The organism is Aeromonas sp. sia0103, from assembly GCF_963895295.1.
Lineage (GTDB): Bacteria > Pseudomonadota > Gammaproteobacteria > Enterobacterales > Aeromonadaceae > Aeromonas > Aeromonas encheleia.
Map to the genome: position 1 here is coordinate 435054 of NZ_CAWQKG010000033.1, position 12016 is coordinate 447069.

Annotated in this window: 13 protein-coding genes; 5 read left to right on the forward strand and 8 right to left on the reverse strand. The window is 60.2% G+C overall.

The genetic code is table 11. The features are described from left to right. Positions 1 to 40: 40 nt before the first annotated feature. A complete protein-coding gene (locus AACW18_RS13275; protein WP_218388921.1) occupies positions 41 to 457 on the forward strand; it encodes a hypothetical protein in 417 nt (138 codons plus the stop codon). Here the strand turns inward: AACW18_RS13275 and ubiT are convergent. Next, complete coding sequence (ubiT, locus tag AACW18_RS13280; RefSeq protein ID WP_218388922.1) at positions 422 to 937, reverse strand: ubiquinone anaerobic biosynthesis accessory factor UbiT; 516 nt, start codon at positions 935 to 937, stop codon at positions 422 to 424. The two genes, AACW18_RS13275 and ubiT, sit on opposite strands and share 36 nt — an antisense overlap. Before the next feature lie 190 nt (positions 938 to 1127). Between ubiT and ubiU the strand changes: the two genes are divergently transcribed. Beyond that, positions 1128 to 2123, forward strand: coding sequence for a ubiquinone anaerobic biosynthesis protein UbiU (gene ubiU, locus AACW18_RS13285; protein WP_218329075.1), 996 nt, complete (start codon positions 1128 to 1130; stop codon positions 2121 to 2123). 77 nt (positions 2124 to 2200) lie between these two features. Further along, the gene (locus tag AACW18_RS13290; protein ID WP_218388923.1) at positions 2201 to 3073 is read left to right on the forward strand and encodes a U32 family peptidase; all 873 of its coding nucleotides are present in this window, start codon (positions 2201 to 2203) and stop codon (positions 3071 to 3073) included. Between the two features lie 66 nt (positions 3074 to 3139). Here AACW18_RS13290 and nlpI read toward each other — a convergent pair whose 3' ends face one another. From nlpI to queA, 7 genes are all read right to left on the reverse strand, one after another. Next, the gene (gene nlpI / locus AACW18_RS13295; RefSeq protein ID WP_331854090.1) at positions 3140 to 4084 is read right to left on the reverse strand and encodes a lipoprotein NlpI; all 945 of its coding nucleotides are present in this window, start codon (positions 4082 to 4084) and stop codon (positions 3140 to 3142) included. 90 nt (positions 4085 to 4174) lie between these two features. Beyond that, positions 4175 to 4543, reverse strand: coding sequence for a rhodanese-like domain-containing protein (locus AACW18_RS13300; protein ID WP_218388924.1), 369 nt, complete (start codon positions 4541 to 4543; stop codon positions 4175 to 4177). Between the two features lie 98 nt (positions 4544 to 4641). Next, positions 4642 to 5589, reverse strand: coding sequence for a protein translocase subunit SecF (gene secF / locus AACW18_RS13305; protein ID WP_218388925.1), 948 nt, complete (start codon positions 5587 to 5589; stop codon positions 4642 to 4644). A gap of 9 nt (positions 5590 to 5598) precedes the next feature. After that, the gene (gene secD / locus AACW18_RS13310; protein ID WP_218388926.1) at positions 5599 to 7452 is read right to left on the reverse strand and encodes a protein translocase subunit SecD; all 1854 of its coding nucleotides are present in this window, start codon (positions 7450 to 7452) and stop codon (positions 5599 to 5601) included. 18 nt (positions 7453 to 7470) lie between these two features. Beyond that, the gene (gene yajC, locus AACW18_RS13315; RefSeq protein ID WP_033129086.1) at positions 7471 to 7806 is read right to left on the reverse strand and encodes a preprotein translocase subunit YajC; all 336 of its coding nucleotides are present in this window, start codon (positions 7804 to 7806) and stop codon (positions 7471 to 7473) included. 51 nt (positions 7807 to 7857) lie between these two features. After that, entirely contained in the window at positions 7858 to 8994 is a 1137-nt protein-coding gene (gene tgt / locus AACW18_RS13320; protein WP_218290915.1) for a tRNA guanosine(34) transglycosylase Tgt, read from the reverse strand. Positions 8995 to 9066: 72 nt separating this feature from the next. After that, positions 9067 to 10119 carry a tRNA preQ1(34) S-adenosylmethionine ribosyltransferase-isomerase QueA gene (gene queA / locus AACW18_RS13325; protein WP_218388927.1) on the reverse strand — a complete coding sequence of 351 codons (1053 nt, stop codon included), beginning with the start codon at positions 10117 to 10119 and terminating at the stop codon, positions 9067 to 9069. A gap of 211 nt (positions 10120 to 10330) precedes the next feature. Here queA and AACW18_RS13330 point away from each other — a divergent pair, with 211 nt between their 5' ends. Both AACW18_RS13330 and ahpC read left to right on the forward strand, forming a co-directional pair. Continuing rightward, on the forward strand, positions 10331 to 10777 hold the full coding sequence (locus AACW18_RS13330) for a CBS domain-containing protein (RefSeq protein WP_218388928.1): 447 nt from the start codon (positions 10331 to 10333) through the stop codon (positions 10775 to 10777). Between the two features lie 644 nt (positions 10778 to 11421). Further along, a complete protein-coding gene (ahpC, locus tag AACW18_RS13335; RefSeq protein ID WP_042652416.1) occupies positions 11422 to 11988 on the forward strand; it encodes an alkyl hydroperoxide reductase subunit C in 567 nt (188 codons plus the stop codon). Positions 11989 to 12016: the final 28 nt, after the last annotated feature.

The window sequence follows — 12016 nt, forward strand, 5'->3', positions numbered from 1 at the left end:
CTTAAAGAGTGCAAGGTGCATCACCCGGAGTCGCCACCCCATGCTGCCCGCCTGGCTCTACGAGCAGTTACCCAACCTCTACCTGCTGCTGTCGGCGGGGCTGCTGCTGTTCGCCCAGACCCCGCTGCTCTGGCTGGCGGCGGCCCTGCTGTTTGTGGCGGGCGCCCTGGTCTGGATGATGCGCTCCAACTACAGGCGTACCGATCTCGTCATCTTCCCGGCCAAACACTGGTTTCAACCCGAGTGGTATTACGAGGCCCTGCCCTTCGCATGGCTGGCGCTGGGGCTCTTGCTGCTGCGCCTGCCCGACACCACGGCGCTGCTCGCCCTGCTACCCTGCCTGTGGGGCTGTCGTTGCCTGTGGGCCCGCCGCCATCGCCGCCACCATGCCGAGGGCATAGCACGGCACCTGAGGCGCAGCTCAGCACAACGGCGCGGGCACTGGATCCTGCGCTGAACGGGTGCGCTCGACCAGGGTCGCCAGATCCATCAGGGGGTACTTCATCAGGCTGGGCAATGCCTCCAGATCCAGGCTGTCCAGCAGGTTCTTCAGCTCCAGCCCCAGCTCGGTATCCCCTTCGATCTTCAGCCTGCGCTGGAAGAAGAGGGAGTCCGGATCTTCCTTGCGACCGGCGATCAGGATGAGATCGTGACTGCAGCCACTGAAGCAGACATCGGCCGCCTCGCAGTCACGGGCCACCACCAGCCTGCCCTCCTGGGCGCTGATGAACCAGCTGAGTTCGAGATCGGAGACCTCGACCTTGAGCCACTTGCCCGCCAGGAAATCGAAGTCCCCGTCCAGGATGGCCTCCTTGAACACCTGCGCCAGCAGGCGCTCCATCAGACTCTGTTGCAGGGTGAAGGGCACCAGCTTGAGCGGGCGGCGCAAGAGACGGGGTGCCTGTTCGACCAGACGACGTTGCAGTTGTTGAAACACAATAAACTCCCAGTTTTTTGCGCATTCAAGCACAGGGGCCGCGGCAGGATCCTGTTGAAAATCAAACTTGTGCCGACTTACCTCAAGAAGGGTAAAGCCACCTAAAGCTGCCTCAGGTCAAAAAGTGGGGACGCGTCGATGCATACAATCGAGCCACTTTTGCATTTTTTGCCCTCTCGGAGCGTACCCGATGGAATTACTCTGTCCGGCAGGCAGCCTGCCGGCACTGAAAACGGCCGTGGATAATGGGGCCGATGCGGTCTATATCGGCTTCAAGGACGACACCAATGCCCGCCACTTTGCCGGTCTCAACTTCACCGACAGCAAGCTGGAAAGGGCGGTGGATTACGTACACCAGCACGGCCGCAAGCTGCACATCGCCATCAACACCTTCGCCCACCCGGGATCTGACGCCAGGTGGAAGCAGGCGGTGGATCGCGGGGTGGCGCTCGGAGCCGATGCCCTGATCATCGCCGATCTCGCCGTGCTCGATTATGCCAGCCGTCACCACCCCGACATGGAGCTGCACGTCTCGGTGCAGGCCAGCGCCACCAACGCCGCCGCCATCCGCTTCTACCAGCAGCACTTCAACGTCGGCCGGGTGGTGCTGCCGCGGGTGCTCTCCATGCATCAGGTCAGGCAGTTGGCCCGCGAGACCGACGTCGGCCTCGAGGTGTTCGCCTTCGGCAGCCTCTGCATCATGGCGGAGGGGCGCTGCTACCTCTCCTCCTACATGACCGGGGAAAGCCCCAACACGGTCGGGGCCTGCTCACCGGCCAAGTTCGTGCGCTGGGAGGAGACCCCGACCGGCCTCGAATCCCGCCTCAACGAGGTGCTGATCGACCGTTACGGCCCCGGGGAAAACGCCGGTTACCCGACCCTGTGCAAGGGGCGCTTCGAGGTGGATGGCCAGACCTATCACGCCCTGGAGGAGCCGACCAGCCTCAACACCCTGGGCCTCCTGCCCGAGCTGTTCCAGACCGGGATCCAGTCGGTCAAGATCGAGGGCCGCCAGCGCAGCCCCGCCTATGTGGAGCAGGTGACCCGGGTCTGGCGCGCCGCCATCGACAGCTACCAGGCCAATCCGCAAGCCTATAGCGTCAAGGCCGAGTGGGATGCCCAGCTCGCCCGCGTCTCAGAGGGGAGTCAAACTACCCTGGGCGCCTATCATCGCCAGTGGCAATAAGGAGACCCCATGCCATTCCTGTTCGGGCCAGCCGGCTCTGCCGCCAGCCTCTTCCGTCAGCGCGAGGACCTCATCTGATGCAATTTTCTCTCGGGCCCCTGCTCTTCTACTGGCCCAAGGCCGACACCCAGGCCTTTTACGACGCCGCGGCGCAGAGCCAGGCCGACATCATCTATCTGGGGGAGACGGTCTGCAGCAAGCGCCGCGAACTGAAAGTAGATGACTGGATTACCCTCGCCCGTCAGGTGGCCGGCTCGGGCAAACAGGCCGTGCTCTCCACCCTGGCGTTGATCTCGGCCCCCTCCGAGCTCAAGGAGGTCAAGCGGCTGGTCGACAACGGCAACCTGCTGATCGAGGCCAACGATCTCGGCGCCGTCCAGCTCGCCCGGGAGGCCGGCCTGCCTTTCGTCTGCGGGCCGGCCATCAATGCCTACAACGCCGACGTGCTGCGCATGCTGCTTAAAAACGGGATGACGCGTTGGGTGATGCCGGTGGAGCTCTCCCGCGACTGGCTGGTGCAGCTCAGTCAGGATCTGGGCCCGGCCCGCCAGCAGTTCGTGGTGGAGGTGTTCGCCTACGGCCATCTGCCGCTCGCCTACTCGGCGCGCTGCTTCACCGCCCGCTCCCTCGACAAGCCCAAGGATGGCTGCGAGCTCGCCTGCATCCACTACCCCACCGGGCGGCTGGCCAGCAGCCGCGAGGGGCAGAAGGTGTTCAATCTCAACGGCATCCAGACCCAGTCCGGCTACTGCTACAACCTTGGCAACGAGCTTGCCGGCATGGACGGCTTGGTGGACGTGGTGCGCCTCTCCCCCGAGGGGATGGAGACCCTGGACATGCTGGCCCGCTTCAAGGCCAATCAACAGGGTCAGGCCCCCCTGCCCCTGCAGCAGGAGCGGGACTGCAACGGCTACTGGCGCCAGATCCCCGGCATGAGCCTGGTGGAATGATCCGGGAACCGCAGACAGCAAAAAGGCCTCGTTGAGAGGCCTTTTTTACATCGCTCGCATCCAGTATCAGGAGGCTTGCTTGCTGCTCTTGCCCTGTGCACTGGCACCCGGCGGCAGCGGCTTGCGCGCCATCAACTCCAGTTCGAGCAGGGCATAGCGGTGCTCGATGAAGTCATACACGTTGTTGGCGAGCGCCAGCTTGAAGTAGCTGATGGCTTCCTTGCGGTTGCCCTTGGCCAGCTCAAACTTGCCGAGGTAGAAATAGGTTTCACACAGGCGCTCTGCCAGCTCCCGGTTATCCTTCACCCCTTTCACCACGTTGCCCATCAGCTGGGTGGCGTTGATCTCGCCGGTATAGAGGCGCACCAGATCCCAGTTCCAGGCGTCGTCGTCGTACTTGCCCAGCCGCTCGCGCATCCGGCTCATGGCCGCCGAGGCATTGAGCTTCTGTTCGGCCAGATAGAGCCAGAGCACCCGGTAGGGATCTTCCGGCTGCGCCTCGTAGAACCGCTTCATGTCGGCGGCAGCCAGCTCGGGACGATTACCGTAGTAGAGCGCTATGCCACGGTTGAGGTAGGCGTAGTCGTAATCCGGGGCCAGCTCGAGGGCGGAGTCGAATGCCTCGTAGGCCTCGTCATAGTTCTGTTGCTGAACCAGATAGACACCGATGAAGTTGTAAGCCTCGGCAAAATCGGGTTTTTCCCGCAAGGCGCGGTTGAAATCCAATCTGGCAAGGGAACGCAACCCGACCCGGTCAAACACCACGGCACGCTCATAAAACAGTTCGGCCCGCTGCTCTGTCGTCAATTCCATTTCACTGAGCATCTGCCCGAGTCGCGCCAGCGCCAACTCGCTCTGGTAAGAGACCTGCAGAGGGGTCGCCAATACCAGTGAAGCGGGTTGCGGCTTGGGAACTTGAGGAGCTTCAACCTGACTGCTACTGCTGCATCCCCACATGGGGAGCAACAACAGGATACCCGTGAGGTATCCAATCCCTTTCCTGACGTTCAATGAACACTCCGACGCTTACGCTTGACCCGCCATATGGTAAAGGTCCACCGACAGTTTGTCATGTGGCGGAACCCCTATCCTTCAAATAAATCAGGATTCGACAGGGTATCCGGCATCACTCCAACCACGAAAGCCCCCATCGACACTGACCACTCGGGTATAACCCATCTTCTGCAGGTTGGCGGTGGCCAGGATGGAGCGAAAACCCCCACCACAGTAAAGGTAAAGCTCGGTGGCTGGCTCCGGATAACGGGTCTCGATGTCCCGCTCTATCACCCCGCGACCCAGATGCTCGGCCCCCGGCAGGTGACCTTTCGCCCATTCGTTATCTTCCCGCACGTCGATCAGATGAAAGGCACGCCCCTCATCCTGCCAACGTTTGATCTGATGCACGTCAGTCTCTTGCACCTGGGGGCGAACGGCCTCTACCAGCGCCAGAAAACGGGGATTGTGATGCATGGCTTGCTCCTTGTTCTCGCACATTTTACCCAATGATGGGGAGCATAATGACTCACCCTGACCCTAAGAGAAAGGGCGCCTTGTGGCGCCCTTGTCGATTACGGCAGGATCTCTTGTTGATCCGCACCCTCTTTTTCCACCTGGGTCGGCAGCATGTGCTCCCGCTTGACCCCGAAGAACATGGCAGAGGCACTCGCCACATAGATGGAGGAGTAGGTCCCGAAGGCCACCCCGATCACCATGGCGATGGCAAAACCGTGGATCAGCGGACCGCCCTTGAGCAGCAGCGCCACCACCACCACGAAGGTCAACCCCGAGGTGATGATGGTCCGGCTCAGTGTCTCGGTCATGGAGAGATCCATGATCTCGGCGGTATCCCCCTTGCGCACCTTGCGGAAGTTCTCCCGCAAGCGGTCGAACACCACTATGGTGTCGTTCAGGGAGTAACCCACCAGCGTCATCAGCGCCGCCAGCACGGTCAGGTCGAACTCGTACTGGAAGTAGGCGAAGATGCCGAGGGTGATGATGACGTCGTGCGCCAGGGAGAGGATGCCCCCCATGGCCAGACGCCATTCGAACCGCACCGCCACGTAGGCCAGGATACAGAGGATGGAGGCCAGCATGGCCAGGGCACCGTCTGTCGCCAGCTCGTCACCCACCGAGGGACCGACGAACTCGACGCGCTTGAGCACGGCACCTTCATCGATCAGCTTGGCGGCCGCCAGCACCTCGTTGCCCTGCTGTTCCACCTTGATCCCCTCTTTCGGGGTCATGCGCACCAGCACGTCGCGGCTGGAGCCGAAGAATTGCAGGGTCGCCCCTTCAATCTTCTGCTGATCCAGCGCCTCGTGCATCTTGTCCAGGCTCACCGACTGCTGGAACCCCACCTCTATGGTGGTACCGCCGGTGAAGTCCAGCCCCCAGTTCAGACCGCGATCGAACAGGCAGAACAGGGCGAACATCGTCAGCAGGGCAGAGAACACCATTCCCGACTTGGCGAAGCGCATGAAGGGGATCGGCTTTTCAAAATGTAGAATCTGAAACATGTCTCTTCCTTAGATCGGCAGCTTGTCGATGCGCCGTCCACCCCAGGCCAGATTGATAATGGCGCGGGATACCGTGATGGCCGTAAACATGGAGGCGGTCAGACCTATGCCCAGCGTCAGGGCGAAGCCCTTGATGGCGCCGGTGCCGATACCGAACAGGATCACACAGGTGATGAGCGAGGTGACGTTGGAGTCGGCGATGGTCGAGAAGGCACGGTCGAAGCCCATGTGAATGGCTTGCTGCACCCCGCGGCCGTTGCGGATCTCTTCACGAATACGCTCGTAGATCAGCACGTTGGCATCCACCGCCATACCCAGCGTCAACACAATACCGGCGATACCCGGCAGGGTCATGGTGGCGCCCGGGATCATCGACATGATGCCGACGATCAGCACCAGGTTCATGCTCAGGGCCAGGTTGGCAACCCAACCGAAGGCACGGTAGTAGATCCCCATGAACAGCACGATCACCAGCATGGCCCAGCCGATGGCTTCCATCCCGCTGTCGATGTTCTGCTGGCCCAGGCTCGGGCCTATGGTGCGCTCTTCCACGATCTGGATGGGCGCGATCAGGGCACCGGCACGCAGCAGCAGCGCCAGGTTGTGGGCTTCGTTGGCGTTGTCGATCCCGGTGATGCGGAACTGGCTACCCAGTCGTGACTGTATGGTCGCGACGTTGATCACCTCTTCCTGCTTGCGGAACTTGCGCTTGCCATCCGGGCCAGGCTGACCCACCGGCTTGTACTCGATGAACACGGTCGCCATGCCCTTACCAACGTTGTCCTTGGTAAAGTTGGCCATCTTGTTGCCACCCTGGCCATCGAGCTTGATGTTGACCTGGGGACGGCTGTATTCGTCGAAACCGGACTGGGCACCCACTATGTGGTCACCGGTCAGGATGATGCGCTTTTGCAGCACCACGGGACGGCCGTTGCGATCGTTGTACACCTTGGAGCTCGGCGGCACCCGGCCATCGGCGGCAGCCTGGATATCGGCGCTCTCATCGACCATGTGGAATTCCAGGGTCGCGGTCGCGCCCAGGATCTCCTTGGCACGAGCGGTGTCCTGAATACCGGGCAGCTCGACCACGATGCGCTCGGCACCCTGTTGCTGCACCAGCGGCTCGGCCACACCCAGCTCATTCACCCGGTTACGGATGATGGTGATGTTCTGCTCGAGGGCGTACTTCTTCACTTCCTTGATCTTGGCGTCACTCAAGCCGGCCAGCAGGATGAAGTCGTCACCCTTCTGCTCGGTGGTGAAGGTGAGATCCGGATTCTGGCGGCGCAGGAAAGAGGCGGCCTTGGCCTGATCTGCTTCCTCGCGGAACACCACCTGCACCTGATCGCCCACCCGGCGCACGCCGGAGTAACGGATCTTCTGGGTACGCAGCTCGGTGCGGAAATCCTGCACCATCTGCTCTTGCTGCTTGGTCAGCGCCTCGGCCATGTCCACTTCCATCAGGAAGTGCACACCACCGCGCAGGTCCAGACCCAGCTTGAGCGGCGCCGCACCTATGGCTTCGAGCCAGGCAGGCGTGGACGGAGCCAGGTTCAGGGCCGTGATAAAGTTGTCGCCCAGCTTGCCGGCAACGACATCGCGCGCCTTGAGCTGATCTTCGGTGTTGTTAAAACGGACCAGGATGAAGCCGTGTTCGAACGCCGCATGCTTGACCGGGATCTGAGCCGCCTCGAGCGTCTCCTTCACCAGATCCAGCGTCTCTAGTTTGACTTCGGCGCCGCGGCTGGCAGATACCTGCAGGGCCGGGTCTTCGCCGTAAAGATTGGGGGCTGCATATAGAAAACCGATGGCGATCACGAAGACCACCATCAGGTATTTCCACAGCGGATAGCGATTTAACACGCTGTGCTCCTCGGGAGATTAAAGGGACTGGATAGAACCCTTGGGCAGAACGGCAGAGACGAAATCACGTTTGATGGTGACTTGAGTCTGATCGTTCAGGGCCAGCACCAGGTATTCGCTATCGGCGGAAACCTTGGCGATCTTGCCGACCAGACCGCCGGAGGTGAGCACTTCGTCACCCTTGGCCAGGGAGCTCATCAGATCACGATGAGTCTTGGCACGCTTGGCCTGGGGACGATAGATCATGAAGTAGAAGATAAGGCCGAACACGGCCAGCATGATGATCATTTCCATGCCACCACCCTGTGCACCCGGAACCGCGCCTTCTGCATATGCCTTGGAGATAATGCTCATTTAACAACCTCTTGTTTGATGTAGATTTGATAACTAGATTATAAATCGTTGTTATTTCACGTCATTTTCAGCTATCGGAGGCACAGGCTTCCCTTGCCGACGGTAAAACTCAGTTACAAAGTCGTCTAATTTACCCTGCTCGATCGCGTCCCGCAAACCCTGCATCACCCGCTGGTAATAACGCAGGTTATGAATGGTATTCAGACGGGCGCCGAGGATCTCGTTGCACTTGTCCAGATGGTACAGATAGCTGCGGGTGTAGTTCTTGCAGGTGTAGCAATCGCAGTCCGCGTCCAGGGTGCTGGTGTCTTCGCGATACTTGGCGTTGCGGATCTTGACCACCCCATCGGTGGTGAACAGATGGCCGTTGCGGGCGTTGCGGGTCGGCATCACGCAGTCGAACATGTCGACGCCGCGGCGCACCCCTTCCACCAGATCCTCCGGCTTGCCAACGCCCATCAGATAGCGTGGCTTGTCGGCCGGGATCTTCGGGCAGACGTGCTCGAGGATCCGGTGCATGTCTTCCTTGGGCTCACCCACGGCGAGGCCACCGACCGCGTAGCCGTCGAAGCCGATCTCCAGCAGCCCGTTCAGCGACACATCCCGCAACTCTTCATACACGGAACCCTGGATGATGCCGAACAGGGCGTTCTTGTTGCCCAAAGCATCAAACTTGTCGCGGGAGCGCTTGCCCCAGCGCAGGGACATCTCCATGGACTTGCGCGCCTCTTCGTAGGTCGCCGGATAGGGGGTGCACTCGTCGAAGATCATCACGATGTCGGAGCCCAGATCGTACTGGATCTCCATGGATTTCTCGGGGTCGAGGAAGATCTTCTCACCGTTGATGGGGTGACGGAAATGCACGCCCGCCTCGGTGATCTTGCGGATGTGACCCAGGCTGAACACCTGGAAACCACCGGAGTCGGTCAGGATCGGGCCCTGCCAGTTCATGAAGTCATGCAGATCACCGTGGGCGCGCATCACCGCCTGCCCCGGCCGCAGCCAGAGGTGGAAGGTGTTGCCGAGCAGGATCTGGGCGCCGGTCTCGCGCACCTCCTCCGGGGTCATCCCCTTGACGGTGCCGTAGGTGCCGACCGGCATGAAGGCCGGGGTCTGCACCACGCCGCGTTCGAATACCAGCTGACCGCGACGGGCGCGGCCGTCTGTGGTTTTCAGTTCAAATTTCATTGCTACCTCGATTCAGTCAGAGAAACAGTCTGACAGCAGAGGACCCGATGGGCCCGGTATAAAGGGCGAGGCTTATGCCTGCGCCCGGCGACGGGTGACGAACATGGCGTCCCCGTAGCTGAAGAAACGGTACTGCTCGGCCACGGCCGCCTGATAAGCCGCCATCACATGGTCATAGCCGGCGAAGGCGCTGACCAGCATGATCAGGGTCGACTCCGGCAGGTGGAAGTTGGTGACCATGGCATCGACGATCTGGAACTCATAACCCGGGAAGATGAAGATGTCGGTGTCGCTGAAGAAGGGCGCCAGCGGCTTGCCCTGGGCCAGGCTTACCTTGGCCGCGCTCTCCAGGGAGCGCACCGAGGTGGTGCCCACCGCAATCACGCGACCACCACGAGCCCGGGTCGCGTTGATGGCATCCACCACCTCCTGCGGCACCTCGGCATACTCCGAGTGCATGTGGTGATCTTCGATCCTGTCCACCCGCACCGGCTGGAAGGTCCCCGCCCCTACATGCAGGGTGACGAAGGCCAGCTCCACGCCCTTGGCCTTGATCCGCTCGAGCAGCGGCTCATCGAAGTGCAGCCCCGCGGTCGGCGCCGCCACGGCGCCCGGCTTCTGGTTGTAGACGGTCTGGTAGCGCTCCTTGTCGGCATCCTCGTCGGGCCTGTCGATATAGGGCGGCAGCGGCATGTGGCCGATGGCCTCCAGGATCTCCAGCACGGGGCGCGGGTCCAGGAAGTGGATCTCGAACAGGGCGTCGTGGCGGGCGCGCATCTCGGCCTCGACCCCACCATCAAGGATGAGGCGAGTGCCGGGCTTGGGCGACTTGGAGGAGCGCACATGGGCCAGCACGCTGTGCTCGTCCAGAATGCGCTCCACCAGCACCTCCAGCTTGCCGCCGCTGGCCTTCTGGCCAAACATGCGCGCCGGGATGACCCTGGTGTTGTTGAACACCAGCAGATCGCCGGGGTTGAGCCGGTCCAGCACATCCACAAATTGACCATGGCGCAGGGCGCCGCTTTGACCATCGAGCTGCAACAGACGACTGGCGGTACGTTCCGTCATGGGATAGCGGGCAATCAGCTCGTCTGGCAGATCAAAATGAAAATCGGATACTTGCATCTTTCACCTCGGGGGAATCGGCGGCTAGTCTAGTTATCCCCTTCCAGCAAGGCAACCCAAAAGACCAAAAACCCAAGAGAGACAAGGGATAGCGCTCGTTTTTGTGACACCTTGCCGGTTAATGATTCTTTAATGATCTGTATTGACCCTGATCATGTTTTGGCGCCAGCGGCTGGACTATGGTGAAACCAGAGACACAAGGAGTCCCACCATGATGACCCTGTCCGAAATCATGACCGAACATCCCTTCACCCTGGGGCCACAGAACAGCGTCAAACAGGCGATGGATCTGATGCAGCAGGAGCGGATCCGCCACATCCCCATCGTCGACGAACACCATCACCTGCTGGGCCTGGTCACCCTCTCCGACATCCTGGCCACTCGCGAATCCAAGCTGCTGCTCATCAACCCGGAGCGGGAGGCCGAGTTCACCGACAGCGTCCAGCTCGACGAGATCATGACCCACCAGGTGGCGAGCGTGGATCCCCACGCCGGCATCAAGGAGGCCGCCCTCTACCTGCAGCGCCACAAATATGGCTGCCTGCCGGTCATCCGGGGCAGCAAACTGGTGGGCATAGTCACAGAGTCGGACTTCATCGCCGTCGCCATCAACCTGCTGGAGCTGATGGAGGAGCAGGAGCCACCTGTGGACTTCTGATCGCCAAAACCTGTAATTAAATTACAATAAAAGCGTTTTCAGCGGAAAAAATCGGCCATTAATCTGAAAGCCTTTCATTTTGATTGAAAAATTACACCACAACCTTGATTTGTGATCGTCGTCACACTATGATGCCCGTCATGCAATTATTGCCGAAGGGGAGATAAGGGATTGTGCACCCGGGTCTTCTCTTCATATGTCTGCAAGTTTGCACACCCCGTAGTAAGTCTTTGCTGTAAAGCATTTGTTATATCGCCATTCCTTGTTTGATGACCCGGCCCTATCCTCGCGATAGCGCCGGGATTTTTTTGTCCGCCTCTCCCTGCCCCCTCTTTCGCACCACAGGCCGATTGCCACTCGAGCATCCTCACATTTCATAAAACAAGATCCCATCCGGGCCTTGAAAATGTGAGCTGCAGGACAGAAATTGAACTTCGCCAATGAGTTATCTTCGAAGGCCTGAGATATTCATGTTAGGTACAGTTGCGATGGGCTATCTAATAAGTAGATTTAAGTGATTCAAAATTGTGGCTTTAACCGATTAGCGAAAGGCCCTATGATGACCCCATCGAAAGTTAAGCGCCTCGTCTGGCAAGACTCTTCACTACCGGACGGGCATATGTACATCACCAAGGAGCAAATACATGTCTACCTATATCAACACTGAAATCAAGCCGTTCAACGCTACCGCCTACCACAATGGCAAATTCGTTCAGGTGTCTGACGCTGACCTGAAAGGCAAGTGGTCCGTGGTGTTCTTCTACCCGGCTGACTTCACCTTCGTTTGCCCGACCGAGCTGGGCGACCTGGCAGACAACTACGCCGCATTCAAGAAGCTGGGCGTCGAGATCTACGCCGTCTCTACCGACACCCACTTCACTCACAAGGCCTGGCACGACACTTCTGACACCATCAAGAAGATCCAGTATCCGATGATCGGTGACCCGACCGGCGCCATCACCCGCAACTTCGGCGTGATGATCGAAGAGGCTGGCCTGGCTGACCGTGGTACCTTCGTGATCGACCCGCAGGGCGTTATCCAGATCGTTGAAATCAACGCCGGCGGTATCGGCCGTGACGCTCTGGAACTGCTGCGCAAGGTCAAAGCTGCCCAGTACGTTGCCGCTCACCCGGGTGAAGTGTGCCCGGCCAAGTGGCAAGAAGGCGATGCCACCCTGGCCCCGTCCCTGGATCTGGTAGGCAAAATCTAAGCCTCCTGCTCTCCAAGACCGGCCCATC

Bases quoted from the DNA above. Each gene is read 5' to 3' on its own strand.
- AACW18_RS13275 (WP_218388921.1), top strand. From the start codon at position 41: ATGCTGCCCGCCTGGCTCTACGAGCAGTTACCCAACCTCTACCTGCTG.
- AACW18_RS13330 (WP_218388928.1), top strand. From the start codon at position 10,331: ATGATGACCCTGTCCGAAATCATGACCGAACATCCCTTCACCCTGGGG.
- AACW18_RS13300 (WP_218388924.1), bottom strand. From the start codon at position 4,543: ATGCATCACAATCCCCGTTTTCTGGCGCTGGTAGAGGCCGTTCGCCCC.
- yajC (WP_033129086.1), bottom strand. From the start codon at position 7,806: ATGAGCATTATCTCCAAGGCATATGCAGAAGGCGCGGTTCCGGGTGCA.
- ubiU (WP_218329075.1), top strand. From the start codon at position 1,128: ATGGAATTACTCTGTCCGGCAGGCAGCCTGCCGGCACTGAAAACGGCC.
- secF (WP_218388925.1), bottom strand. From the start codon at position 5,589: ATGTTTCAGATTCTACATTTTGAAAAGCCGATCCCCTTCATGCGCTTC.
- tgt (WP_218290915.1), bottom strand. From the start codon at position 8,994: ATGAAATTTGAACTGAAAACCACAGACGGCCGCGCCCGTCGCGGTCAG.
- queA (WP_218388927.1), bottom strand. From the start codon at position 10,119: ATGCAAGTATCCGATTTTCATTTTGATCTGCCAGACGAGCTGATTGCC.
- AACW18_RS13290 (WP_218388923.1), top strand. From the start codon at position 2,201: ATGCAATTTTCTCTCGGGCCCCTGCTCTTCTACTGGCCCAAGGCCGAC.
- ahpC (WP_042652416.1), top strand. From the start codon at position 11,422: ATGTCTACCTATATCAACACTGAAATCAAGCCGTTCAACGCTACCGCC.